The 26,797-nt window shown below is 71.4% G+C and carries 18 protein-coding genes; 9 read left to right on the top strand and 9 right to left on the bottom strand.

Annotated features, from left to right (window positions below; translation table 11 throughout):
• Positions 1-133: 133 nt before the first annotated feature.
• From U5640_RS42720 to U5640_RS42680, 9 genes are all read left to right on the top strand, one after another.
• A complete protein-coding gene (locus U5640_RS42720) occupies positions 134-1,495 on the top strand; it encodes an RICIN domain-containing protein (RefSeq protein WP_340384588.1) in 1,362 nt (453 codons plus the stop codon).
• Positions 1,496-1,510: 15 nt separating this feature from the next.
• A complete protein-coding gene (locus U5640_RS42715) occupies positions 1,511-1,786 on the top strand; it encodes a hypothetical protein (RefSeq protein WP_340384587.1) in 276 nt (91 codons plus the stop codon).
• Positions 1,787-2,002: 216 nt separating this feature from the next.
• Positions 2,003-4,129, top strand: a complete 2,127-nt coding sequence (locus tag U5640_RS42710; RefSeq protein ID WP_340384586.1) for a SpoIIE family protein phosphatase — start codon at positions 2,003-2,005, stop codon at positions 4,127-4,129.
• A gap of 200 nt (positions 4,130-4,329) precedes the next feature.
• Positions 4,330-5,472, top strand: coding sequence for a LacI family DNA-binding transcriptional regulator (locus U5640_RS42705; RefSeq protein ID WP_340384585.1), 1,143 nt, complete (start codon positions 4,330-4,332; stop codon positions 5,470-5,472).
• 298 nt (positions 5,473-5,770) lie between these two features.
• On the top strand, positions 5,771-7,168 hold the full coding sequence (locus tag U5640_RS42700) for an extracellular solute-binding protein (RefSeq protein ID WP_340384584.1): 1,398 nt from the start codon (positions 5,771-5,773) through the stop codon (positions 7,166-7,168).
• A 1-nt stretch (position 7,169) separates the two neighbouring features.
• Positions 7,170-8,048 (top strand): sugar ABC transporter permease, encoded by an 879-nt coding sequence (locus tag U5640_RS42695; RefSeq protein WP_055633989.1) that lies wholly within the window; start codon positions 7,170-7,172, stop codon positions 8,046-8,048.
• Positions 8,045-8,974: a carbohydrate ABC transporter permease gene (locus U5640_RS42690; RefSeq protein WP_340384583.1), complete on the top strand. Its 930-nt coding sequence runs from the start codon at positions 8,045-8,047 to the stop codon at positions 8,972-8,974. The genes U5640_RS42695 and U5640_RS42690 overlap by 4 nt, the downstream gene beginning before the upstream one ends.
• A gap of 30 nt (positions 8,975-9,004) precedes the next feature.
• Positions 9,005-11,158, top strand: a complete 2,154-nt coding sequence (locus tag U5640_RS42685; RefSeq protein WP_340384582.1) for a beta-galactosidase — start codon at positions 9,005-9,007, stop codon at positions 11,156-11,158.
• Positions 11,159-11,310: 152 nt separating this feature from the next.
• On the top strand, positions 11,311-11,631 hold the full coding sequence (locus tag U5640_RS42680; protein WP_340384581.1) for a hypothetical protein: 321 nt from the start codon (positions 11,311-11,313) through the stop codon (positions 11,629-11,631).
• A 15-nt stretch (positions 11,632-11,646) separates the two neighbouring features.
• Here the strand turns inward: U5640_RS42680 and U5640_RS42675 are convergent, their stop codons facing one another.
• From U5640_RS42675 to U5640_RS42635, 9 genes are all read right to left on the bottom strand, one after another.
• Positions 11,647-13,269, bottom strand: a complete 1,623-nt coding sequence (locus U5640_RS42675; protein ID WP_340384580.1) for a serine/threonine-protein kinase — start codon at positions 13,267-13,269, stop codon at positions 11,647-11,649.
• 85 nt (positions 13,270-13,354) lie between these two features.
• Positions 13,355-13,951: a sarcosine oxidase subunit gamma family protein gene (locus U5640_RS42670; RefSeq protein ID WP_340384579.1), complete on the bottom strand. Its 597-nt coding sequence runs from the start codon at positions 13,949-13,951 to the stop codon at positions 13,355-13,357.
• Positions 13,944-17,138 carry a sarcosine oxidase subunit delta family protein gene (locus tag U5640_RS42665; RefSeq protein ID WP_340384578.1) on the bottom strand — a complete coding sequence of 1,065 codons (3,195 nt, stop codon included), beginning with the start codon at positions 17,136-17,138 and terminating at the stop codon, positions 13,944-13,946. The genes U5640_RS42670 and U5640_RS42665 overlap by 8 nt, the downstream gene beginning before the upstream one ends.
• 30 nt (positions 17,139-17,168) lie before the next feature.
• Positions 17,169-18,401 (bottom strand): sarcosine oxidase subunit beta family protein, encoded by a 1,233-nt coding sequence (locus U5640_RS42660; protein ID WP_067254196.1) that lies wholly within the window; start codon positions 18,399-18,401, stop codon positions 17,169-17,171.
• Between the two features lie 19 nt (positions 18,402-18,420).
• Positions 18,421-20,859, bottom strand: coding sequence for an FAD-dependent oxidoreductase (locus U5640_RS42655; protein ID WP_340374457.1), 2,439 nt, complete (start codon positions 20,857-20,859; stop codon positions 18,421-18,423).
• A 235-nt stretch (positions 20,860-21,094) separates the two neighbouring features.
• On the bottom strand, positions 21,095-22,063 hold the full coding sequence (locus tag U5640_RS42650; RefSeq protein ID WP_340384577.1) for an ABC transporter substrate-binding protein: 969 nt from the start codon (positions 22,061-22,063) through the stop codon (positions 21,095-21,097).
• A 13-nt stretch (positions 22,064-22,076) separates the two neighbouring features.
• Positions 22,077-24,077 (bottom strand): ABC transporter permease subunit, encoded by a 2,001-nt coding sequence (locus tag U5640_RS42645; RefSeq protein ID WP_340384576.1) that lies wholly within the window; start codon positions 24,075-24,077, stop codon positions 22,077-22,079.
• Positions 24,077-25,165 (bottom strand): glycine betaine/L-proline ABC transporter ATP-binding protein, encoded by a 1,089-nt coding sequence (locus U5640_RS42640; RefSeq protein ID WP_340384575.1) that lies wholly within the window; start codon positions 25,163-25,165, stop codon positions 24,077-24,079. Before U5640_RS42640 ends, U5640_RS42645 begins: the two co-directional genes overlap by 1 nt.
• A 20-nt stretch (positions 25,166-25,185) precedes the next feature.
• On the bottom strand, positions 25,186-26,655 hold the full coding sequence (locus U5640_RS42635) for an aldehyde dehydrogenase family protein (protein WP_340384574.1): 1,470 nt from the start codon (positions 26,653-26,655) through the stop codon (positions 25,186-25,188).
• Between the last annotated feature and the right edge of the window lie 142 nt (positions 26,656-26,797).

Raw genomic sequence — 26,797 nt, 5'->3', positions numbered from 1 at the left:
CGACGGACAGTGACCGTACGTCAGATGTCCATTCCTCACTGTGAGTTCAGGTGAGAAGCCTGGCGCGGGAGGGCGGCGACGGTATGTCATGCCTCTGCCATCACACTGGAGTGCTGGAATGAAAGGACACCCTGTGCGTCTGCGCCCCCTGCGCCTTCTGTGCGGCTCCGCCGCGCTCGCCCTGACCCTGCCGGTCCTGTCCCCCGGGCAGGCCACGGCGGCCGTCCCCGTCTCCTCGGTCTATCTGCAGAACTACGCCACCGGCCTGAACGCCGCCGACAGCGGCGGCACGGTCGCCGCGCACAACCCCAAGGGCAACGAGGACCACCAGCAGTGGACCCCGGTCGCGGTCGACGGCGGCTACCAGTTGCGGAACGCCGACGAGTCGGGCACCTGCCTCGGCCGCAGCGGCACCTCCGCGGTGACCGCCCCGTGCGGAACGACGGGCACCGTGTGGACGATCGCCGCCGGCGCGGACAGCACGTACACCGTGAGCGCCCCCGGCACCTCGCAGTACCTCACCGCGTCGTCCTCCGACTCCGGTGCCGTGGCGCTCGGCCAGGCCGGCGATCTCGCCCGCTGGTACCTCACCCCGGTGTCGTACGCGACCGTCCCGATGCCGTCCGCCGACACCCGCACCCTGGACCAGGTCACCTTCCTGACCGCGCACAACGCCTTCGCCAACGGCGCCGACGGGAACTTCGCGTCGTTCCCGGTGAATCTCTTCCCCAACCAGAACTACGGCATCAGCCGCCAGCTCGCCGACGGCGTACGCGGGTTCATGCTGGACGACTACACCGTCTCCGGGAAGGCCGTGCTCTGCCACAACAGCTGCGACGGTGTCGGCAGCCCCGTCCCGCTCGCCACCGACCTCCAGCGGATGGTCGACTTCCTCCAGGCCAACCCGGGCCAGTTCGTCACGGTGTTCCTGGAGGACTACGCCTCCTCCGACGTGCTGAAGGCCTCACTCGCCTCCGTGAGCGGGCTGTCCGACGTGCTGTACCGGCCCGACCAGGAGGGTGTGGCGGCCAAGGGCTGGCCGACCATGGCGGACCTGGCGGCGCGCGGCAAGCGGCTGCTGATCTTCAGCGACCGGACCCGGGCGAGCGACACCGCGAGCGGCTGGGCCACCCGTGACACCTTCGGCGTGATGTACCAGCGGGAGTGGACCGTCGAGAACTACTGGTCCATGGGCGGCGGGCTCGGCACCTCGGACTGGTCCTGCTACAGCCGCTGGGGCACCGGCCGGCCGCTGACCGTGGACTCGGCCGCCTTCCACCCGCTGTTCGTGATGAACCACTTCCGGGACTACACGATCAGCGGCACCGCCACGACGGACAACGGCAAGCTTCTCAACCGCGCGCAGAACTTCTGCACGCCCGCCGCGCGCAAGAAGCCCACCTATCTCGCCGTGGACCGCTACGACCTGGGCTCCCCGACCCCGCTCAGCCAGGTCGGCACCCTCAACACGTACGTCCTCGCCCCGGGGCAGTGAGCGACCGCCCGTCGCGTGAGCGAGACTCTGCCCCCCGCGGCAAGATCTGACGCGGGGGGCGGCGGGGCGGCCGCGATGGCCGTGGCCCGGCTCGACGAGACCAGCGGACAGCGCGAGGAATGGATCTTCGACCGGAAGACCCATGTCTTCCTCGGCGAGCGCATCGTCCAGGTGAAGCAGGACGAGGGGGGCGACGGACTGCTCAGGCCCGGCACCGTGATCCACACCAGCGCGATCCTGAAGCGGGTGGTCGCCGACGCCATGGAGCAGCCGCCGTCGCAGGCGGGCTGACGAGCGGCGCCCTGCGGCCGGAGCGGAGCCGCCCGCCACGAGCGAACGGCGACGGCACCGGACGTGCCGTCGCCCCGCCGCGGGCTTATGGTCCGTACATGGGGGCCGTTCCGTGTGCCCGGTCGGCGGCTCGTGAGTGCTGGGGCCGGTGGCCGGCGTGTGCCTCGGCGGACCGGCCGGAGCGCGGTGCGGACGGGAGTCGGGGAGGTCGGCGGCGTGCCGGGGGCTGACGCCGTCGACGTCGGGGCCGGTCCGGAGCTTCTGCGGGCCGCCGTGGCCGAGGCGGCGCGGGAGAGCGGTGCCTCCGTGACGGCGGTGTACCTGCTTCCGGCGGACGAGGCCGTGCTGCGGCTGGCCGTCCTGGGCGGGGCGTCGTACGACATCTCCCGGCCCTGGGCGCGGGTGGCGCTGGACAGCGCCTCCCCGGTGTCGGACGCGGTCCGCGACGGACGCCTGGTGTGGGTGGGCGGACCCGAGGAGCTGGCGCGCCGCTATCCGCGCCTGGCACTCGTGGTGCCGTACCGCTTCACGCTGGCCGCCGCCCCCATCACGACCGGCACGGACACCTGGGGCGGACTCGTGCTCCAGTGGCCCGCCCGGCATCCGCCGCAGCTCAGTCCCGCGGAGCGCGACGCGGTCGGCGGGATCTGCCGGCGGCTGGGATCGCTGCTGCGGCGGGCCGCCGAGGAGGGGCGCCCGGTACGGCCGGGCGCCGAGCCGCTGATGCTGTCCGCGCCGAGGGTGCGGACGGCGGACGCGGCGCAGGCGCAGGCCGCGGTCGACTTCGCCGAGCGGATCCCGGGCGGCTGTCTGTCCCTGGACGTGGACGGCCGGATCGCCTTCGTCACCAGCGGGGGTGCCGAACTGCTCGGGACCGGCATCGGCGAGCTGCTCGGCACCAAGCCGTGGGAGGCGCTGCCCTGGCTGGACGACCCGCTGGCCGAGGACAGCTACCGGGCGGCCGTGCTCAGCCGGGAACCCACGTCGTTCACCGCTCTGCGCCCGCCCGACGGGTGGCTGTCCTTCCGGCTGGACCCGGACGCCTCCGGGGTCAGCGTGCACATCACCCCCGCCCACTCCGCCCACACGCTCGCCCCGGTCGTGGAACCCCCGCACGCCCCTCCGGCCCCCGGGGCCACGCCGGGGCGGGCCGTCACGCTGTACCACCTGATGCATCTGGCGGCCACGCTCACCGAGGCCGTCGGCGTCCAGGACGTGGTCGACCAGGTCGCCGACCAGGTGCTGCCCGCGTTCGGGGCGAGGGCACTGGCGCTGCTGACGGCGCAGGACGGCCGACTGCGGATCATCGGGTACCGCGGCTACCCGGCCGAGCTGATGGAGCGCTTCGACGCCGCCCCGCTCGGTTCGGACACACCGGCCGTACGGGCCCTGACCACCGGTGTCCCGGCGTTCTTCGCGTCCTTCGCCGAGCTCAAACGGGCCTATCCCCCCGCCGAGCTCCAGGACGGCATGTCCTCGTGGGCCTTCCTGCCGCTGATCACCTCCGGACGGCCGGTCGGCTCCCTGGTCCTGGCCTACGACGCGCCGCACGTCTTCGCCCCCGAGGAGCGCGCCGTGCTCACCTCCACCGCCGGGCTGCTCGCCCAGGCCCTCGACCGCGCCCGGCTCTACGACGCCAAGCACCAGCTGGTCCACAACCTCCAGGCCGGTCTGCTGCCCCACACGCTGCCCGAGATCCCCGGGCTGGACGTCGCCGCCCGCTATCTGCCCGCCACCCGGGGCCTGGACATCGGCGGCGACTTCTACGACCTCATCCGCCTCGACGCCGACACGGCGGCCGCGGCCATCGGTGACGTCCAGGGCCACAACGTGAACGCCGCCGCCCTGATGGGGCAGGTCCGCACCGCCGTCCACGCCACCGCGGGCGTCTCCCCCGGCGAGGTCCTCGCCCGCACCAACCGTCTCCTCACCGACCTCGACCCCGGCCTGTTCACCAGCTGCCTGTACGCCCACATCGACCTGGCCGCCCACCGGGTCTGCCTGGCCACGGCCGGACACCCGCCGCCGCTGCTGCGCCACCCCGACGGCCGCGCCGAGATCCTCCGGGTGCCGCCAGGTCTCCTCCTCGGCATCGATCCGGCCGCCGACTACCCGTCGACGGACGTCCCGCTGCCCCCGGGCTCGGTCCTGGTCCTGTTCACCGACGGCCTCGTCGAGGCCCCGGGGATCGACATCGGCGACGCCGTCGACGCCCTCGCCGAGCGGCTCACCCGCAGCGGAGCGCGCACCATGAACGCCCTCGCCGACGCCCTCGTCCGCCACGCCCGCCGCTCCGCTCCGCGCAGCGACGACATCGCCCTGCTGCTCATCCGGTCCCGCTGAGGGGGTGCGGCCCGGGCGGCGCAGCGGCCCCGGCGCGTACCGCGCCCCCCACTCCGTTACCGTCCGCCCTCTTGACGCGTCGCTTATGACTGCGTAGACATGACAGCGCAGACATGACTACGCAGTCAGACACGCCTGGCCGCGTGACGTCTGACATCATCGATGCACGAGTACGACCGTTCGGCACACCGGGAGACACCATGACGCGAGCGACAGGGCGGGGCACCAGTTCCGCGGCGGCGCGCAGTGTGGACGTCGCCCGGCTCGCCGGGGTCTCGCAGAAGACGGTGTCGCGGGTCTTCAACGACGAGCCGTACGTCTCGGCCGACGTCCGCCGACGGGTGCTGGAGGCGGCCGAGCAGCTCGGCTACCGGCGCAACAACGCCGCCCGTGCGCTGGCCTCCGGCCGCAGCCGCTCCATCGGCGTCGTCACCCTCGGCACCGCCCTGTACGGCCCCGCCTCACTCCTGATGGGGGTCGAGCGGGTCGTCCGGGACACGGGCTACGCGCTCCGGGTCGTCAACACCGTGGAGGGCGACCCCGCCGGGGTGGCCGGTGCCGTGGACTCGCTGCTCGACCAGGGGGTGGACGGCATCGTCATCTCCGAGCCGATCGACGAGACCGGGCCCGGGGGAGAGATGACCCTGCGGGTCGACGTGCCGGTCCTGGTCCTCGGCGCGCCCCCGGGCCTGACCGCGCCCACGGTGCTGACGGCCGGCGACGGCGCAGATGTGATGGCCCGTACGGCGACCGAGCACCTGCTGAACCTGGGGCACCCGACGGTCCATCACCTCGCAGGCCCGCAGCGGTGGTACGCCGCCCGGGACCGGCTGGAGGGATGGCGGGCCACGCTCACCGCGCACGGCAGGCGAGTGCCACCGGTCGTCCAGGGCGACTGGTCGGCCGCCTCCGGATACCGGGCGGGTCGCGAACTCGCCGCGGACGACTCGCTCACCGCCGTGTTCGTCGCCAACGACGACATGGCGATCGGACTGATCCGCGCGCTGACGGAGGCCGGACTGCGGGTGCCGCAGGACGTGAGCGTCGTCGGCTTCGACGACATCCCGGTCGCCGCCTACATCGCTCCCCCGCTGACCACGGTGCGCCAGCCCTTCGACACCGTGGCCCAGGAGGGACTCAAGCGTCTCGTGCACGCCATCGAGAACCCCGACGCCGACCTCCTGCCGCCGAGCGACCCACCGGTCAACCTCGTCGTCCGCGCCTCGACCGCGCCTCCCGCCGACCGGACGAACCCGGCTGGCGTACGGCGCACCGTCCCCCCTTCCGACGCAGGCGCCCCGGCGCCCGCGCCCGAGACAGGAGGTCCGTCCAGCCGTCCCTGACCTGTTCACCGGCGCGTGAGCCCGCAGCACCGCGCGTGACCGACGGTCGAGCCGCCGTACCCGTCCCGCCCGTGCCCTCCCCCTTCAGCTCGTCGCCCGCGCGCCCCCCGGGCCGCCCCTGACCGCGGCGGGCCCGCGACCCATCCTCCCCCCGTCGGCGTACCCGGCCCCGTCGGCGTACCCGCCCGGTGGGCACGTCGCGCCCACCCCGATGCACCGCTCCGCTTCCCGGCTCTTCCTTCACCCCCGCACGCCCTCGCCCCGCGTGCCCCCTTCTTCGCCCCGGCGGGAGTCCACCATGCCCACAAACACCTCCATGCCCCTCTCCGGCTCCGCCCCCATGAGCCGCCGTCTCTTCCTCGCCACCACCGGAGCCCTGTCGCTCGGCGCCGCCCTGACCGCCTGCGGCGGCAGCGGCTCCGGTGCTTCCTCCGCCTCCGCCAAGCCGGTCAGCCAGGCCGACATCGACAAGGCGATGAAGACGCCCACCGAGCTGACGTTCTGGACGTGGGTCCCGAACATCGCCAAGGAGGTCGCCCTCTTCGAGAAGAAGTACCCGGCGATCAAGGTCAAGGTCGTCAACGCCGGTCAGGGCACCCCGCAGTACACCAAGCTGCGCACCGCCCTGAAGGCCGGCAGCGGCGCCCCGGACATGGTCCAGATCGAGTTCCAGGCCATCCCCACCTTCACCATCACCGACAGCCTGCTGGACCTGCGGCCGTACGGCGCCTCCGCCCTCAAGTCCACCTTCGTGGACTGGACCTGGGGCCAGGTCAGCGGCAGCGACGGCGAGGTGTGGGCGATCCCGCAGGACACGGGCCCGATGGGCATGCTGTACCGGCAGGACATCTTCGACAAGCACGGCATCGACGTCCCGAAGACGTGGGACGAGTTCGCCGAGGCGGCCCGCGCGCTGCACAGGGCCGACCCGGACGTCTACCTCACCAACCTCGCGGCCAACCAGGTCGCCGCCTGGCACGGACTGCTGTGGCAGGCGGGCGGCAAGCCGTACGTCACCTCCGGCAAGAGCGACATCGCCATCAGCGTCGACGACGCGGTGTCGAAGAAGCTCGGCGCGTACTGGGGCGGGCTCGCGAAGGAAGGCGTCATCGGGGTCGAGCCGGACTTCACGGACTCCTGGTACGCGGCCCTGAACAAGGGCAGGTACGCCACCTGGCTGACCGCGGCCTGGGGCCCGGTGTTCCTCTCCGGCTCGGCCGAGGCGACCGCCGGCCGGTGGCGGGCCGCCCCGCTGCCCCAGTGGGACGCCGCCAAGCCCAGCTCGGGCAACTGGGGCGGCTCGACCACCGCGGTCATCCGCTCCACCGAGCACCCCGTCGCCGCGGCGCTCTTCGCGCAGTTCCTCAACAGCGACCCGGCCAGCGCCAGGATGTTCGCCACCGAGCAGTTCTTCTTCCCCGCGACCAAGGCGCTGCTGACGGACGCCGAGTTCACCGGCGACGCGCCCGCCTTCTACGGCGGCCAGAAGGTCAACCAGGTCTTCGCCGACATCAGTTCCACCGTCAACGCCTCCTTCCAGTGGCCGCCGTTCCTCGACCAGGCGGCCACGGACTGGACGGAGACCGTCGGCAAGTCGCTCGCCGACAAGTCCGACACGGTCGCCGCCCTCGGCACCTGGGAGTCACGGCTGACCACGTACGCCAAGGGCCAGGGCTTCACCGTCAAGGGGAGCTGACATGGCTGCCGCACGCCGTCACCGCTCGGCCGGCCCCCTGTTCGTCGCGCCGTTCCTGACGCTGTTCCTGCTGCTGTTCCTCGCCCCGCTCGGCTACGCCGCCTACCTCAGCCTGTTCCAGGAACGGCTGATCGGCGGCACGGTGTTCGTCGGGCTCGACAACTACGTACAGGCGCTGGGCGACCCCCAGCTCCTGCACGGCGTCGGCCGGGTCGCGCTGTTCTTCGTGATCCAGGTCCCGGTGATGCTGCTGCTGGCCCTCGTGTTCGCGCTCGCGCTCGACAGCGGTCTGCTGCGGCTCGCCCGGGTGATCCGGCTGGGCATCTTCGTGCCGTACGCGGTGCCGAGCGTGGTGGCCGCGCTCATGTGGGGTTACCTGTACGGGCCGGACTTCGGCCCGTTCGCCCAGCTCAGCCGGAAACTCGGCCTCCCCGCACCGGACTTCCTCAGCAGCGGCTGGATGCTCGGCAGTCTGGCGAACATCGTGACCTGGGAGTTCGTCGGCTACAACATGATCATCCTGTACGCCGCCCTGCGGACGATCCCGCAGGAGCTGTACGAGGCGGCCGCGATGGACGGGGCAGGTGCCTGGCGCATCGCCTGGTCGGTCAAACTGCCGGCCCTGCGCCCCGCCCTGCTGCTCACGCTGCTGTTCTCGGTGATCGGCAGCTTCCAGCTCTTCAACGAACCGAACCTGCTGATGAAGATCGCCCCCGACGTGATCAGCAGCTCCTACACCGCCAACCTGTACGCCTACTCCCTCGCGTTCACCGGTCAGCAGGTCAACTACGCGGCGACGGTCTCCTTCCTCCTGGGCCTCGTCATCGTGGTCGCCTCCTACGGCGTCCTGCTCACCGCGAACCGCAGGAGGACCCCATGACGACCACGACTCCCCCGGCGACGGTCGCGCCGAACGCCGAGCCGCCGGCGCGCACCCTCCGGACGGGTGTGCGCCGGGCCCGCCGCAGTACCCCCCTCACCATCGCGATGCTGGCCGCCCTGGCGTACTTCCTCCTCCCCCTGTTCTGGCTGCTCATCGCCTCCACCAAGAGCACCCAGGACCTGTTCAACAGCTTCGGCCTGTGGTTCTCGCACGCCCCGCAGCTGCTGGCGAACATCCGGGCCACCTTCGCCCAGGACGACGGCGTGTTCCTGCACTGGCTGCTGAACACGGTCGTGTACGCCGTCGTCAGCGCGGTCGGGGCGGCGCTGCTGGCCGCCGCCGGCGGGTACGGGTTCGCCAAGTTCCGCTTCCGCGGCGACCGGTTCGCCTTCAACCTGGTCCTCGGGGCGGTCATGGTCCCGACCACGGCCCTCGCGATCCCGACCTATCTGCTGTTCGCCAAGGCCGGCCTGGTCAACACGCCCTGGGCGGTGATCCTGCCGTCGCTGGTGAACCCCTTCGGGCTGTACCTGATGCGGATCTACGCCGAGGACGCCGTCCCGGACAGCCTGCTGGAGGCGGCCCGGATCGACGGCGCGGGCGAGGTGCGGATCTTCCTGCGGATCGGGCTGCGGCTGCTGGGCCCCGGTCTGGTCACCGTGCTGCTGTTCACGCTGGTGGCGACCTGGAACAACTACTTCCTGCCGCTGATCATGCTCAACGACCCGGATCTCTACCCGGTCACCGTCGGTCTGTCGTCCTGGGCCGCACAGGCGCAGAACGGCGGCGCCGGCTCCAGCAGCGACATGCTCGCGCTGGTCGTGACCGGCTCCCTGCTCTCGATCGTTCCCCTCGTCGTGGCCTTCCTGATGCTCCAGCGCTACTGGCAGAGCGGTCTGGCCGCGGGCGGCGTCAAGCAATAGCCCGTCTCCCCGTCTCCCGGAGGTTGATTCATGGCGGAACTGCCCGCCCGCGTCCTGTTCGGTGCCGCCTACTACCACGAGTACCACCCCGCATACGCCCCCGAGGTGCCCTCCGACGAGCAGCTCAGGACCGACCTCGACCTGATGGCCGAGGCACGGTTCACCGTCATCCGGGTCGGCGAGTCCGTCTGGTCGACCTGGGAGCCGGAGAACGGCCGCTTCGACCTCGACTGGCTCCAGCCCGTCCTCGACGGCGCCCACGAGCGCGGCATCTCCGTCGTCCTGGGCACCCCGACCTACGCCGTGCCGCCGTGGCTGGCCCGGCTGTACCCCGAGATCACCGGCGAGGACGCCACCGGCCGGCGCCTCGGCTGGGGCGCCCGCCAGGAGGTGGACATCACCCACCCGGCGTTCCGCTTCCACGCCGAGCGGGTCATCCGGAAGATCGTCGGCCGGTACGCGGACCATCCGGCGGTCATCGGCTTCCAGGTCGACAACGAGCCGGGACTGCACCTGCTGCACAACCGGGGCGTCTTCCAGCGGTTCGTCGACCATCTGCGCGCCACATACGGCGACGTGGAGACACTGAACCGGGAATGGGGCCTGGTCTACTGGTCCCACCGGCTCTCCACCTGGGCCGACCTGTGGACGCCGGACGGCAACGCCCAGCCCCAGTACGACCTGGCGTGGCGGGAGTTCCAGGCCCGGCAGGTCACCGAGTTCATCGCCTGGCAGGCCGCCGTCGTGCGCGAGTACGCCGCTCCCGGGCACTTCGTCACCACCTGCATCTCGTACACCCGCCAGGGGGTGGAGGACGACGAGATGACGGACGCCCTCGACGTCGCGGCGGGCAACCCGTACTACGACATGCAGGACGGACTGCTGCTCCCGGACCCCACCCCCGACGATCACGAGCAGATCTGGAAGACCACCGGGGTGTGGTCGATGTACCAGACCGCGGACCGGATGTACGCCTCGCGACAGGCGCCGTTCCTGGTGACCGAGACCAACGCCAACTCCATCGGCATGGCCTGGGACAACCGCCCGGCCTACGACGGCCAGTGGCGGCAGGCCGCCTGGGCGCAGGTGGCGCGCGGGGCCCGGATGATCGAGTACTGGCAGTGGCAGACCCTGCGTTTCGGCGCCGAGACCTACTGGGGCGGTGTCCTTCCGCACAGCGGCCGTCCGGGGCGGACGTACGACGAGATCGCCCGGCTGGGCGCGGAGTTCGAGACGGCGGGCTCCCTGGTCGCCGGTCTGGAGCCGGACGCCGACGTCACGATCGTGTACTCGCTGCCGAGCAAGTGGCTCATGCAGCGGCATCCCGCGCTGGCGAAGCCGGACGGCGAACCCGACCCGGCCTCGTACCACCGCATCCTGGACCCCTTCTACCGGGGCGTCTTCGACGCCGGGCGGCAGGTGCGGATGGTCCACGCCCGGCAGTTGCACGACCCGCGCGGTGAACGGGCCGCGCTGACGGCCGAGGAGGCCGTGGAACGCCACCCGGTCCTCGTCGTGCCGGCGCTGTACCTGGCCGACGACGGCACGATCGACTGGCTGGAGGCGTACGCGCGGGCGGGCGGCCATCTGGTGCTGGGACCGCGCACCGCGTACGCCGACGAGGAGGCGCGGGCCCGGCATGTGCAGGCGCCGCCCCGGCTGGTCGAGGCGGCGGGGCTGCACTACGACGAGTTCAGCAACCTGGCCCGGCCGGTGCCGGTGCGTGCGGCGCCCGGGAGTCCGCTGGCGCTGCCGGAGTCCGCGACGGCGACCCACTGGGCCGAGGCACTGACGGTGACCGACGCCCGGGCGCTCGTGGAGTACGTCCATCCGCACTTCGGCCGCTGGCCCGCGGTCACCACCCGCCCGCACGGCGCGGGCCGCGTCACCTGCGTGGGCACGGTCCCCGGCCGTGAGCTGGCCCGCGCTCTCGCCGAGTGGCTGGCGCCGCGGGCGCGCAGCGGCTGGCGTGACCTCCCGGCGTCCGTGACGGCGACCACCGGCACCTCACCGGACGGGCGGCGGGTCCACATCGTGCACAACTGGAGCTGGGAGCCCGTGCGCGCGACCGCGCCGGTGGACCTGCGCGACGCCCTGGGCGGCTGGGCCCGCGTCGCCGCGGGCGGCGCGCTGGACCTCGGCCCGTGGGACGTCCGCGTGCTGGTCGCGGACAACCGTTCCTGACCCGTCCCCGAAGGAATGGATGTGCGAAGAAGAAGAATCGCGAGAGCGCTGGGTGGTCTCGGCGCGGTGTCGGCGCTGCTGGTGATCCCCCTGTCGAGCGCGCAGGCGTACGACCCGACGGGCGGGGTCCTCTACCACCTCGGCAGCGAGCCGTGCCTGAAGGGGCGCGGCAACTGCGCGATCTACCCCAAGTCGGCGCAGCTGCCGAGCGGCCGGCTGGTCGCCGCGTTCGAGAAGTCCACGGTCGTCCCCGCCTCGGGACCGGGAACGCGACGGCCGGCCAGAAGATCGGCCAGTGGGTCGACAACAGCAGGACCGGCAGCTGGAACCTGGTCAGGACGAGCGACGGCTTCTACCGGCTGCAGTCGGTGAAGAACACGAGCCTGTACCTGACCGGCGCGACCGCGGGAGGGCAGCTCACCCTGCAGACCGCTGCCACCGACGGTTCGCAGGACTGGGAGCTCGTCCAGTAGAAGGATGCGGGGGGGTCAGTTCGCCACGGCGAACTGGCTCCCCGTCTTCTGTCCGTTCTCCGTGCGGGCCGCTGCCACACAGCGGAAGACCCGCAGTCCCTTGTCCCACTCCGAGGCCGTGGGCGGGATGACGTCGGTCTGCCACTCCTTGGCGACCGCGCGGCCCTCGGGAAGCATGGTCGCGGCCATCACCCTCTGCGAACAGAGCGCCTTGACGTCCGGGTGCTTGATCAGGTCCCGGGCGTTGTTCGTCATGCCGTCCTCGGGCAGCGGGGCGATCGCGAAGGTCTCCCAGACGTGCTCGGCCGCGCAGTCCGCACGGCTGACCGTGATGATGCCGGAGATGTCGACGATGCCGCTCCAGCACTCCGGGCTCGCGACACACCGGCCGCCCACGCCGTCGACGCTCGTCGCGGGGCAGTTCTCCGTCGTGGTGGGCACACCGAACCCGGAGGCGCCCCTGTCCTGGGCGGTGGCGTCGGCGGAGGGCGCGTCCGTCCCCGAGGTGCCGCCGCCGTCGTCCGAGCCGAAGTACTGCTGGGTGACCACGGTGACCGACACGGTCACGGAGACGACGACGGCCGCCAGCAGGGCGATGAGCCGGGTCCGGCGACCGCCACCGCCGTCGCCGCCGCCCGGTGCGGTGGCGACGGTCGTACCGCCCCCGCCGCCGGCCCGGCCCGGGGCCGTCGTGGCGGCGGGGATCGCGTCCTGGAGGGGCGGCGCGTCGCGGTGGTACGGAACGGTGGTCATGGTCGGGGCCGGTCCGAAGCCGCCGGCACCGCCGAGGCCGCCGGGGCCCCCGAGGTCGACGGTGTCGAGATCGACGGCGGCGAGGGCGTCGCGGAAGGCGCCCGCGTCGGACAGCCGCTCGGCCGGGTCCGGGGCCAGGGCCTGCCGGAGCACCTCGTTGAGGGCCGTCGGCATGCCCTGCAGCGGGACGTACGGCCAGGTGTGACGCACGATGAGTTCGGCCAGGCTGAGCTGGGTCCCGTCGTCCGGGTGGTGCGGCGGGAAACCGCGCAGCAGGGCGTAGAGCGTGGCGGCCAGGGAGTAGACGTCGCCGGCCGGGCTGGGCTCGGCCATGTGGAAGGCCTCGGGCGGGGCGTAGGCGGGGGTCAGCGCCTCGCGGGTCACGGACAGTTCGCGCCCGGGGCGGGGCATGGCGGCGAGCCCGAAGTCGGTGAGGGCGACCCCGCCGTAGCGGTTGACCATCACGTTGCCGGGCTTGATGTCGCGGTGCAGCACCCCCGCGGCGTGCGCGGCGGCCACGGCGTCCGCGAGCCCCACGCCGATGTCCCGCGCCTCCTTCGGCGGGAGGGCGCCCTGCCGGTGCAGCCGCTCGCCCAGCGAACCGCCCGGGCACAACTCCAGGACCATGTAGGGGCGGTCGTCGGCCAGCACCCCGGCGTCGTACACCGGGACCACGTGCGGATGTCCGGAGAGCTGCCCGGCCGCCGTGACCTCCCGCAGGAAGCGCTGCCGGTCGCGCGGGGTGGACAGCACCCTGCTGTCCACCTTGAGCGCGACCTCCCGGCCGACGGCCAGTTGCCTGGCCCGGTAGACCGTGGCGAACCCGCCCCGGCCCAGGACCTCCTGGATCTCGTAGCCGGACAGTGCGATTCTTCCGGGCTCCATGGCCGTACCCCCAGCGCGCCGCCCCGGCCGGGACGTCCGGCCGAGGTCGAGGCGAGACTCTAGCCGAGCGGAGTGACAGGGGTGTTCACAGGTACTCGGCGGCGGCGTCCAGCAGCCAGTCGGTGAGGTAGCCGGCGAACGAGGAGCGGACGAGGACCCAGAATCCGGCATCGGGCCGGTCCCGGGCGACGAGGACGACCTGGGTGCGGCCGAGGGTGGTCTGCGCGCAGCGGCCCGGCGCGAAGCCGCGGGGGTGCAGGTCGAGGGAGCAGCCGTGGGCGAGGAGGTCACGGGCGTGGGGGCCCGAGACGAGGAGGGTGGTCCGCTGGGCGGAGACGTCGGTGACCGAGACCGGTTCGCCCGCGGCGGCTTCCCGGATACGGTCCTCCAGCGCGCGCCCGGCTCCGGGCTCGCCCACGACGAGCCATTCGTCGGGGCCCAGCCAGAGCACGGTCAGTTCGCGGGCGCGGGTGACGGTGTTGGGTTCGAGGGGCAGGGGGACGCCGAGGGCGACACCGACCGCGTCGGCGGCCGGGCCCTTGGGGTCCAGCCGCAGACCGATCTGCGTGAGGAAGGGGAGTTCGGCGAGGCGGACCCGGCCGTGGGAGGCGCGGGTGGCGTGGGCCAGCCGGTCCTTGGCGCCCAGCAGGGGGCTGCGGGGCGTGTGTGTCGGGTCAGCCATCGCGGCGGGCTCCCTCGGAGTCGAAGAGGACGGGGCCGGTGACGGTGACCGGGACGAGCCGGTCGCCGACGGGGGCGTAGAGGCGTTCGCCGATGCGGTCGCGGCCGCCCTTGATCAGGGCGAGGGCGAAGGTACGGCCGAGGGCGGCGCTGCGGTAGCTGGAGGTGACGTGGCCGAGCATCGGGACCGGCGGGGGCGGCAGGACGCCGTCGGCGACCAGGTGGGTGCCTTCGGGGAGGAAGACGGCGGGATCCTCGGGGAGGAGGCCGACCAGGTGCTTGCGGTCGGCGCGCTGGGTGTCGGGGCGGGCGAAGGAGCGCTTGCCGAGGAAGTCGGGCTTCTTCTTCGACACCGCCCAGCCCATGCCGAGGTCCTGGGGGGTGATGGTGCCGTCGGTGTCCTGGCCGATGATGGGGTAGCCCTTCTCGGCACGCAGGACGTGCATGGTCTCGGTGCCGTAGGGGGTGATGCCGTACGGGGTGCCCGCCTCGTGGACGGCCTCCCAGAGGGTGAGGGCGTGCCAGGGCGAGACGTTGATCTCGTAGGCGAGTTCACCGGAGAAGCTGATCCGGCAGACGCGGGCCTCGATGCCGGCGACGGTGGTGTCGCGCCAGGCCATGAAGGGGAAGTCGTCGTTGCCGACGGCCAGTTCCGGGGCCAGCGAGCCGAGGACTTCGCGGGACTTCGGGCCGACGAGCGCGACGGTGGCCCACTGTTCGGTGACGGAGGTGCAGTGCACCCGCAGGTGGGGCCACTCGGTCTGCAGCCATTCCTCCATCCAGTCCAGGACGGTGGCGGCGTTGCCGGTGGTGGTGGTGACGAGGAAACGGTCCGCGGTGAGGCGGATGACGGTGCCGTCGTCGAAGACCATGCCGTCCGGGCGGCACATGACGCCGTAGCGGATCATGCCGGGCTTCAGGGTGCTCATCATGTTCGTGTAGAGCAGGTCCAGGAAGACGCCCGCGTCCGGGCCCTGGACGTCGATCTTGCCGAGGGTGGAGGCGTCCATGAAGGCGACGCCCTCGCGGGCGGCGGCGCACTCGCGCAGCACCGCGGTCTCCATGTCCTCGCCGCTCAGGGGGTAGTACCAGGGGCGCTTCCACTGGCCCACGTTCTCGAACAGCGCCCCCTGCATGACGTGCCAGTCGTGCAGCGCGGTGGTGCGGACGGGGTCGCTGAGCGCACCGCGGTCGCGGCCGGCGAGCGCCGCGAAGGAGACCGGGACGTAGGGCGGGCGGAAGGTGGTGGTGCCGAGTGCGGAGACGTCGACGCCGAGGAGTTCGGCGACCACTCCGCTGGCCAGGACGCCGGAGGTCTTGCCCTGGTCGTTTGCGGTACCGGCCGTGGTGTAGCGCTTGGTGTGCTCCACCGACCGCAGGCCCGCGCCCGTGGCCCGGTGGAGGTCCTCGATCGTGACGTCGCGCTGGAGGTCCACGAAACGCGGGGCGCCGTCCCGGCCCGGGACCGTGAACACCTGCATCGACGCGGTGTACGGGGCCGCGGGCACGTCCGGGAGGGCGGGCCGGTCGCAGGGGTGGCCCTCGGCCTCCAGCGCGCGGGCGGCCGCCGCGGCGCCCTGGGCGAGCACGGTGGGCAGGTCGAGGACACCGCTCGCCGAGCCCGCGACCTCGACGGCCTGGCGGCCGGTGTCGGGGACGAAGGAGCCGAGGGTGTCGTCGTAGCGGAGCCTGCCGCCGGACTGGCTGAACAGGTGCGCGACGGGGTTCCAGCCGCCCGAGACGAGCAGCAGATCGGCGGCGACCTCCCGGCCGCCCTCGGTCTCGCCGAACGGGGCGACGGTCACGGCGCTCAGCCGGGCCTCGCCCTCGGTGCCGATCACGGCGTGCCCGGTCAGCACCTCGATGCCCGCGGCTTCGGCCCGTCGGCCCCACTCCCCCGCGTCCGTACGGGTGTCCACGACCGCGGCGACGTCCACACCGGCGGCACGCAGGTCCAGGGCCGCGGTGTACGCGCTGTCGTTGGTGGTGAAGACGACCGCACGGCGGCCGGGCAGGACACCGTGCCGGTGCAGATAGGTGCGGGCCGAGGCGGCCAGCATCACACCGGGCCGGTCGTTGTCCGCGAAGGCGAGGGAACGTTCGTGGGCGCCGGTGGCCAGGACCACCCTGCGTGCCCGGATCCGCCACACCCGCTCGCGCGAGGTCTTCGCCGGGGCCGCCGCGCCCAGGTGGTTGGTACGGCGCTCCACGGCGAGGAGGTGGTTGTCGTCGTAGTGGCCGAACACCGTGGTGCGCTGCAGTACGCGGACCTCCGGGGCCGCTTCGAGGAGTGCGCCGACCGTCCGCACCCAGTCGAGGTGCTCGCCGCTGCCGAGGAGGCTGCCGCCCGGCTCCGGCTGGTCGTCGGCCAGGATCACCCGGGCGCCGGAGCGGGCGGCCGCGGCCGCGGCGGCCAGGCCCGCCGGACCGGCGCCCACGATCAGCAGGTCGCAGTGGGCGTGCACGGCGTCGTAGCGGGCCGGGTCCGGCTCGGTCGCCAGTCGGCCCTGACCGGGCAGGCTGCTCGCCACCAGACCGTCGTAGAGCTCCACCGCGGTCGCCGGCAGCATCGGCTCCGGGAAGGGGGCCTCGATCTGGATGACGGCGTTGGGTTCTTCGACACCGGCGGAGAAGATGCCCCTCGGCCGGCCGAGCTTGATGCTCGTCGCCGCCCGGATCACGCCGTTGGCGAGCAGGGCGGAGGCGAGGGTGTCGCCCCGGTAGCCCTGGTACTCGGTGCCGTCGAAGGTGAAGGTGAGGGGTGTACCGCGGTCGATGCGGCCGAGCGTCGGGTGCCGGAAGCCTGCCGGAGGCTCCGCCCCCGGGTCCCCGATCAGCCCGGAGAAGGTGTCCTCGGACACCGGACCGGTCGGGTGGGGCGGGCTCGGCTGTGTGGTGACCGGGCGGGGCTCCAGCCGCTCCGGGCGTTCCTCGCCGGAGCGGTACACGGCCAGGATCTCGTTGGTGGAGGTGTCGCGGACCGCGTTGAACCAGCGGCGGCAGCCCGCCGAGTGGCTCCAGCGTTCGGCGAACGGCCCCTTGGGGTTGTCGCGGAAGAACAGGTAACGGGCCCATTCCTGGTCGGACAGCTCCGCCGGGTTCTCCGGGTACGGCACGTGAGCCTGGCCGCCGTAGTGGAACTCGGCCTCGTCACGGGGCCCGCACCACGGGCAGTTGATGAGCAGCATGGATCGGCTCCCAAAGAGTGCGGTGGTGTCCTAGTGCGCCACGGCGGCGGCGCCGTGCTCGTCGACGAGCGCGCCGGTGGTGAAACGGTCGAGCGAGAACGGCGCGTTCAGGGCGTGCGGGCTGTCGTGGGCGATGGTGTGGGCGTAGACCCAGCCCACGCCCGGCGTGGCCTTGAAACCGCCCGTCCCCCAGCCGCAGTTGAGGTAGAGGCCGTCCACCGGACTCAGGCCCACGATCGGCGAGGCGTCCGGACTCACGTCCACGATGCCGCCCCAGGTCCGCAGCACATGGGCCCGCGCGAAGACCGGGAACAGCTCCAGGGCCGCGGACATCTGCTCCTCGATGATGTGGAACGCCCCGCGCTGGGTGTAGGAGTTGTAGGCGTCGATCCCCGCCCCCATCACCAGCTCGCCCTTGTGCGCCTGGCTGACGTACACGTGCACCGCGTTGGACATGACCACCGTCGGGTGCACCGGCTCCAGCAGCTCGGAGACCAGCGCCTGGAGCGGGTGGCTCTGCACGGGAAGCTCGATCCCCGCCATCGCGGCCAGGACCGAGGTGTGGCCGGCCGAGCACAGGGCCACCTTGCCCGCCGCGATCGGCCCCAGGGTGGTCTGGACGCCGACCACCCGGCCCCCGACCACGTCCAGGCCGGTGACCTCGCAGTTCTGGATGATGTCCACGCCCGCCGCGTCCGCCGACCGCGCGAAACCCCACGCCACGTAGTCGTGCTTGGCGATACCCGCCCGCGGCTGATACGTGGCGCCCAGGACCGGATAGCGCACATCCGGCGAGATGTTCACGATCGGGCAGACTTCCTTGACCTGTTCGGCGTCGAGCCACTCCGCGTCCACCCCGTTGAGGCGGTTGGCCTCCACCCGGCGCACGCTGTCCCGCACGTCCTGAAGACTGTGCGCCAGGTTCAGCACGCCCCGCTGGGAGAACAGGATCGGATAGTCCAGCTCCTCCTCCAGGCCCTCCCAGAGTTTCAGGGCGTGCTCGTAGATACCCGCGCTCTCGTCCCACAGGTAGTTCGAGCGGATGATCGTGGTGTTGCGGGCCATGTTCCCGCCCGCCAGCCACCCTTTCTCCAGCACTGCCACATTCGTGATGCCGTGGTTCTTCACCAGATAGTGCGCGGTGGCCAGGCCGTGACCACCACCGCCCACGATCACGACGTCGTACGACCGCTTCGGCTCGGGCGTCCGCCACAGCCAGTCGGGGTGATCCGGAAGCTCTGCACCGGGGGTACGAGGGCTCATCGGGCGTCTCCGGGTTCGTTCAGCCGCGCAGGCGGGACATGGACGGGTCGAACAGGGGTTCCTCGGCGACGACTGCGTCGACGCGCTGGTCGAAGTAGCCGATGTGGAGTGCGGTGCCGGGGACGGCGAGGTCGGCGGGCAGCCAGGCGTAGGCGATGCCCTTGCCGATGGTGTAGCCGTAGGCCGCGCTGGTGACGTAGCCGACCGGGCGGTCGCCGTCGTAGACGGGTTCCTTGCCCATGACGACCGCGTGCGGGTCGTCGACCGTCAGACACGCGAGTCTGCGCCGCACCTGGTCCTTGCGCCGCTGCAGCGCCTCACGGCCGATGAAGTCGCCCTTGTCGAGCCGGACCGCGAAGGCGATCCCGGCCTCGTAGGGGTCGTGCTCGTAGGTCATGTCGGTGCCGAAGGAGCGGTAGCCCTTCTCCAGCCGCAGACTGTTGAACGCGCCCCGCCCGGCGACGATCCCGCCCAGCGGCTCGGCCGCCGCCCACAGCGTGTCCCACAGCTTCTGCCCCTGGTCGGCGGTCGTGTACAGCTCCCAGCCCAGCTCACCGACATAGGACAGGCGCATCGCGGTCACCGGGACACTGCCGATGTAGGCGTGGCGGGCGCGGAAGTACTTCAGGCCGTCGGCGGAGAAGTCCTCCTGGGTCAGGGGCTGCAGGACCTTGCGGGCCAGCGGGCCCCACAGGCCGATGCAGCAGGTCCCGGCGGTGATGTCACGGACCTGGACGGTGCCGTCGGCGGGCAGGTGACGGGTCAGCCAGTCCAGGTCGACATTGCCGTTCGCGCCGATCTGGAACACGTCCCGGCCCAGCCGGGCCACCGTGACATCGCTGCGGATGCCGCCGTCGTGGTCGAGGAACAGGGTGTAGGTGACCGAGCCGACCGACTTGGCGACCTTGCCGGTCGTCAGCCGCTCCAGGAACTCGGCCGCACCCGGGCCCGTCACCTCCAGGCGCTTGAGCGCGCTCATGTCGTACATCGCCACCGTCTCGCGGGTGACCTGCGCCTCCGCGCCCACGATCGGCGACCAGAACTGCGCCGCCCACGCGTTCGGGGTGGGGATGGTACGGCCCTCCACCAGCGGGGCGTTGGCCTCGTACCACTGCGGGCGCTCCCAGCCGTTCGCCTCCAGGAAGAACGCGCCCTTCTCCCTCTGCCGGGTGTGGAAGGGGCTGGTGCGGATCGGGCGCGGGTCACCGGAGGGCTGCAGCGGGTGGAGGATGTCGTAGACCTCGACGAAGTTCTGGCAGTTGCGCGCCAGCACGTACTCCGGGGCCAGCTGGTGCGGCTCGAACCGGTTGACGTCGCACTCGTGCAGATCGAACGACGAGCAGTAGCCGTCCACCAGCCACTCGGCCATCGCCCTGCCCACGCCGGCGGAATGCGTCACCCAGACGGCTTCGGCGACCCAGAAGCCCTTGACGTCCCGGGACTCGCCCAGGAGGGGGAAGTTGTCGGTGGTGAAGGAGAACAGGCCGTTGATGCCCTCCTCGACCTTCGCCTCCCGCGTCGCCGGCAGCAGGGCCTGGGTCTCGCTCCAGGCGGTTTCGAAGTCCTCCTCGGTGAACTTCAGCACCGAGGGCATCGGCTCGGCCTCGTCGAAGGAGAGGATGTCGTCGGCGGAGACCGGCATCGGGCGGTGGCCGTAGTAGCCGATGCCCAGACCGTCGAAACGGTCCCGGTAGTACAGGTCCGCGTCCTGGTGGCGCAGGATCGGACGGACCGCCTCCTGTGTCTGCCCGGCCAGCGCCGGAACCGGCCCGGTCCAGGCGAGCTGGTGCGCCAGCGGGGTCAGCGGCAGGTTCATCCCCACCATCCGGGCGATCTTCGGACCCCAGATCCCCGCACAGCACACCACGATGTCCGCCGGGATCTCACCTTGGTCCGTGAGGACGGCGGTCACCTCGCCGTCGGTGTGCAGGACGTCGAGGACCTCGTGCCGGGCCAGGAACGTCACACCGCGTTCCGTCGCCCGGCGGATCTGCGCCTCCACCGCCAGGACCGCCTTGGCCAGGCCGTCCGTCGGCACCAGCAGACCACCCAGCACCCTGGCAGGGTCCAGCAGCGCGTGCTGCTCGACGCACTCCTCCGCCGTCAGCAGCCGGGCCTCCACGCCCCACGCGGTCACCCAGCCGTGCCGGCGCCGCAGCTCCGTCAGCCGCTCGGGGGTGGTGGCCACCTCCAGGCCGCCGACCTGGAGGAAACACGGCTTGCCGTCCACGTCCAGCGAACAGAACTTCTCCACCGTGTAGCGGGCCAGCTCCGTCATCGTCTTGGAGGAATTGGTCTGGAAGACCAGACCCGGGGCGTGTGAGGTCGAGCCCCCGGTGGCGGGCAGCGGCCCCTGGTCGACCACCGTCACCTCGGTCCAGCCACGCGCGGAGATCTCGTCCGCCAGCGCCGCACCCACGACACCCGCACCGATGATCACCACTCGGGGTCCCGCCATCGCCGCACCTCCGAATCGAACCGGCCCAGCCGGTTCAGTTGCTGTCCACGCAACGCGCTTCAGTTTGCGCAACTCAATGTGCCCGCCCCGGGGAGGGGTGTCAAGAGGTCCCGTGACGTCGGTGAACAGCCGGAAACACAGCTCGCAGGGGCTCCCGGACACGGCGATGCCCGGCGGGCGGTGCGCAGTCACGCGCACCGCCCGCCGGGCATGATCGACCACTGGGGAGACAGGGCTACTTGAGCCAGGCCTTCACCTTGTCGGCGTTGGCGTCGACCCACTTCTTCGCGGCCGCGTCGGGGGTCATCTTCTCCTCCGCGATGTACTTGGCCACGACGTTCTGGTCGTCGTTCGTCCAGTTGAAGTTCTTCACCAGGTCGTAGGCGGGGCTGCCGGACTTGGCGAACTTCGCGCTGACGATCTTGTCGAGGTCGTACACCGGGTAGTCGCAGGCGACCTTGGCGGCGTCGGCGTCACAGCCCTCCGTGTACTTGGGCAGGTTGACCTTGACGAGCGGGACCTCGGAGAGGAACCACTGCGGCTCGTAGAAGTAGCCGATCACCCATTCCTTGTCCTTCTCCGCCTTGCGGAAGGCCTGGATGAGCGCCGTCTCACTGCCCGCGTACACCACCTTGAAGTCCAGCTTCAGGTTCTTCACCAGCGCCTCGTCATTGGTGACGTACGACGGGTCACCGTCCAGCAGCTGACCCTTGCCGCCCGACTCCGAGGTCTTGAAGTTCGCCGCGTACTTGTTCAGGCTCTCCCAGTTCGTGATGTCCGGGTGCGCCTTCGCCAGCCACGGCGGCACGTACCAGCCGATGATGCCCTTGTTGCCGGTCGAGCCGGCCTCCACGGCGGTCTTCTGGTCGGTGATGTACTTCTTCTTCAGGTCGTCGTGGCCCCAGTTCTCCAGGACCGCGTCGACCTCGCCGGTGCCGAAGCCCTGCCAGGCGATCTCTTCCTTGAGGTCCTTCTTGTTGACCGTACAGCCGAGCTCGTGCTGGGCGACGTACGCGACGACCGCCGCGTCCGCCTCGTAGCCCACCCAGGGGTTGACGGCGAGGTTGAAGGTCCCGCACTTGCCGGAGCCGCCGGAGCTGTCCGAACCAGAGGAGTCCGCGCCGACCTTCGCACCGCCGCACGCGGTGAGGGTGAGGCCGAGGACGGCCAGGCCGGCCGCGCCGGCACGCCAGTGTCTTGCCATGGTGTCCTGCTCCTTATGCGCTCGCGCGTCGCGCCGCTGCCTGAGTGATCCGGTCGAACATGACGCCGAGAAGGACGATGGCGAGACCCGCCGCCAGACCCTTCCCGTACAGCTGGCCCTGCGAGAAACCGGCCACGACGTCGTAGCCGAGGGCACCCGCCCCCACCAGGCCGCCCACCACAACCATCGACAGCACGTAGATCAGACCCTGATTCGTCGCGAGAGTCAGAGCACTGCGTGACATCGGCAGTTGAACCTTGGTGATGATCTGCCAGGTGTTGCACCCGGCCGAGGTCGCCGCCTCCACCGTCGCCTCCGGCACCGCCCGCACCCCATCCGCGATGATCTTCATCGCCACCGGCGCCGCGTACACGATCGCGGCGACGATCGCAGTGAACCGGCTCGCGCCGAACAGTGCCAGGAACGGCACCAGATAGACGAACGGCGGCATGACCTGCGCCGCGTCCAGACTCGGCCGCATCACCCGGTCCGCCATCCGGCTGCGCCCCATCCACACCCCGAAGACGATGCCCAGCACCATCACGAGCACCGTCGCCACGATCGTCGAGGCCAGCGTGGTCATGGCGTCCGACCACATGCCCGTGCCGACCAGCAGGCCCACGCACACCACCGTGGTCACCCCGGACCGCCACCCGCCGAGGACGACCGCGAGGGCGACCAGCACCCCGGCCACCACCCACCACGGCGAATCGGTCAGCAGCGTCTGGAACGGATTGAGCAGACCGTTGGTGATCGCGTCCCGGAAGGCGTTCGTCAGACCCGACAGGTTGTCCTGCGCCCAGGTCGTGGCCGTGTCGGCCGCGCTCGCGATCGCGCTTCCCGTGCTGCCTTCCCCCGGGAACTCCGCCGCCCACAGATACGTGTGCGACAGGTAGATCAGTACGGCGGTGACGGCGGCCCCCGCGCCCAGAAGCTGCTTGCGCCACTTCAGGAAGCGGTTCTTGGAGTTGCGGGCGCTCTCCTCACGCGTGCTGGCCGCGGTCGTCACCCGGTCCAGCACGATCGCCATCACCACGATCGCGAGGCCCGCGTTGAACGCCGTACCGACATCCAGCGACTGCAGCGCCTGGACCACCGTCTTGCCCAGACCCGGCGCATCGATCAGAGCCGCGATGGTGACCATCGCCAGCGCCGCCATGATCGACTGGTTGACGCCCATCACCACGGTCCGCTTGGACATCGGCAGGAGGACCTTCAGCAAGGCCTGCCAGCGTGTGGCGCCCAGAGAGTCGGCCGCCTCCGCGGTGGTCTCGGGGACCGAGCGGATGGCGTGTGCCGTGATGCGGATCGTCGGAGGGGCCGCGTAGATCGCCGTGGCGATCACTGCCGAGGCGCCGCCGATCAGAAAGAACAGGGTCAGGGGCGCGAGGTAGACCATGGTCGGCATCGTCTGCATGAAGTCCAGGAACGGTGTCACGACCCGGTTGAACCGGTCGGACAGTCCTGCCCACACCCCCAGCGGGATCGCGAACAGCAGCGCGACCAGGACCGCCGAGAGGGTCAGGGCCAGGGTGTCCATGCTCTGCTGCCACAGCCCCTGCAGCCCCATGAACGTGAACCCGGCCACCGCCAGCAAGGCCACCCGCCAGTTCCCGGCCGCCCACGAGACGTATCCGGCGATCCCCACCACCCCGAGCCAGCCGATCTGCGGCACCGGCCGCACACCGGACGGCTGGGAGATCAGATCCCGGACGAAGGTCACCAGGGTGTCGATGACCAGCCGGATCTCGTTGAAGAAGTACAGGAAGAGCGGACTGGAGTTGCGGTTGGCGCCGATGGAGTCGTTGACCTCGTTGAACCAGCGGTGCAGACCCGTCAGATCGGCCGCCGCCAGGGTGAGCGTCTGCCTGCCCCGCAGCACGGCGAAGAGCAGCAGCCAGACGACGAAGATCGCGCCGATCACCATGGGCCGGGTGATCTTCCGGGTGGGTGCGGCGGGTGCGGTCTGTGCGGCCGTCTCCGTCGTGTCCGGCTTCTCGATGGCGACGGTCATCACCTGCCGCCTTCCTGCCCCGCGACGACCGCGAGGATCTCCTCGTCCCCCACGATCCCGAGCAGCTTGCCGTCCTCGACGACCTTCACCGGCTTCTCCGCCGCGAGCACCGCCCGCGTCGCCTCCCGCACCACCACGTCCGGACCCAGCTCCGGCCCGTCCAGCGCGTCACCGTCCACCGGCGCCCGCATGATCCACCGCAACGTCAGCACATCACCGCGCGGCACGTCCTTCACGAACTCCCGCACATAGTCGTCCGCCGGAGCCCCCACCAGCTCGTCCCCCGTACCGCACTGGACCATCTTCCCGTCCCGCATGATCAGGATCCGGTCCCCCAGCTTCAACGCCTCCGACAGGTCGTGCGTGATGAACACCATCGTCTTGCCGACCTCGTGATGCAGCCGGATCACCTCGTTCTGCATGTCCCGCCGGATCAACGGATCCAGCGCCGAGAACGGCTCGTCGAAGAACAGCACGTCCGGATCCCCCGCCAGCGCACGCGCCAGCCCCACCCGCTGCTGCATACCGCCCGACAGCTGGTCCGGATACGAGTTCTCATAACCCGCCAGCCCCACCAGCTCCACCACCTCCAGCGCCCGCCGCGTCCGCTCCGCCCGGCCCATCCCCCGGATCTCCAGCCCGAACGCCACGTTGTCCACCACCCGCCGATGCGGCAACAACCCGAAATGCTGGAACACCATCGAGAACTTCCGCCGCCGCAACTCCCGCAACCGCGCCGCGTCCGCCTGCCGGATGTCCTGCCCCTCGAACACCAGCTCACCCGACGTCGGCTCGATCAGCCGCGTCAGACACCGCACCAACGTCGACTTGCCCGAACCCGACAAACCCATCACCACGAACACCTCGCCGCGACGGACGTCGAAATTCACCTCACGCACCGCGGCCGTACACCCGGTGCGGTCCATCAGCTCACGCCGGGTCAGGCCGCACAGCTCCGCGTCACCCGGCACCCGCTCGGCCTTCGGCCCGAACACCTTCCACAGATTGCGCACGGAGATGACGGGAGCGCCGTCGGCATCCTGAGGTGTGCCGCTCCGCTGGGATACCTCGGTCTGCGTGGGGGTCACGATCGCCCTCTTTTCGGCGTTCAGCCGCGGAACCAGTGCTGCGGCCGGGGTTGGATGTTCTGCCAGATGTGCTTGGGCTCTCGGTACTCGTTCAGGCCGGTCGGTCCCAGCTCGCGGCCCACGCCCGAGTGTCCGAAACCACCCCATTCCGCTTGCGGCACATAGGGGTGGTAGTCGTTGATCCACACCGTGCCGTGACGCAGTCGCCGGGCGACCCGCTGGGCCTTGCCGGCGTCCTGTGTCCAGACGGCACCGGCGAGGCCGTACTCGGTGTCGTTGGCGATCCGTACGGCGTCGTCCTCGTCGGTGAAACGCTCCACGGTCAGCACGGGCCCGAAGGACTCCTCGTGGACCACGCGCATGTCCTGCCGGCACTCGTCGAGGACGGTCGGCGGGTAGTAGTGGCCGTCCGCGAGGGCGGGGTCGGTGGGGCGCTCGCCGCCGCAGCGCAGGACGGCGCCCTCGGCGATGCCGGCCGCGACGTACGCCTCGACCTTGGCCAGGTGCTGGGCGGAGATCAGCGCGCCGGTCTCCGCGTCGGGGTCGAAGGGGCCGCCGAGCCGGATCTGCCGGGCCCGGCGCACGATCTCGTCGACGAGCCGGTCGTGCAGGGAGTCCTGGACGATCAGGCGGGCGCCGGCCGAGCAGACCTGTCCCGAGTGCAGGAAGACGGCGGTGAGGGCGAAGTCGACGGCCGTCTCGAAGTCGGCGTCGGCGAAGATCACGTTGGGGTTCTTGCCGCCGAGCTCCAGCGCCACCTTCTTCACGGTCGCCGCGGAGGTGGCCATGATCCGCTTGCCGGTCTCCAGGCCGCCGGTGAAGGAGACCAGGTCGACGCCGGGGTGCTCGGAGAGCGGGGCGCCCACCTCGGGGCCGCCGCCGAGGACGAGGTTGCCGACACCGGCCGGGAGTCCGGCCTCCTCCAGCGCCTTCAGCAGCAGGATGGAGGTGGAGGGGGTCAGCTCGCTGGGCTTCAGCACGAAGGTGTTGCCGGCCAGCAGGGCGGGGGCCACCTTCCAGGAGGCCTGGAGGAGGGGATAGTTCCAGGGGGTGATCAGCCCGCAGACGCCGACGGGTTCGTAGACCACGCGGCTCACGGCGTCGTCGCGGCCGGTGTCGATCACCCGGCCCGCGTCGGTTCCGCCGAGGCCACCGTAGTATCGGAAGCAGGAGACGACGTCGGCGATGTCGTACTCGCTCTCCACCAGCCGCTTGCCGGTGTCGAGGGACTCGGCGCGGGCGAACAGCTTGGCGTCGCGCTCGATGAGGTCGGCGGTGCGCAGCAGCAGGGCACCGCGCTCCCGCTCGGGGGTCTGCGGCCAGGGGCCCTCGTCGAAGGCCCTACGGGCCGCGGCGATCGCCGCCTCGGTGTCCGGACGCGTCCCTTCCGATACGGTCGCGGAGAGCGTTCCGTCGGCGGGACATCGGATGTCACGGCGGCCCCCGGCCACCGGCTCCCGCCATTCACCATCCACATACAGGTCTGCCACGCGCCAAGCCCTTCAGCTGAAATGCGTTGCGCATCGTGCATTCAATTGCTTGTGGTGGAACACCCTGGCCAATGTACGGACATCCGTCAAGAGGTTGGCGGATGACGATTTCGCACGGGGCCTTTCGACCCTTCTCCCTCGG

It is taken from the genome of Streptomyces sp. SS7, assembly GCF_037993025.1.
Lineage (GTDB): Bacteria > Actinomycetota > Actinomycetes > Streptomycetales > Streptomycetaceae > Streptomyces.
Note: the sequence above shows the minus strand (reverse complement) of the source record. Positions and strands in the feature narration are given on the sequence as shown.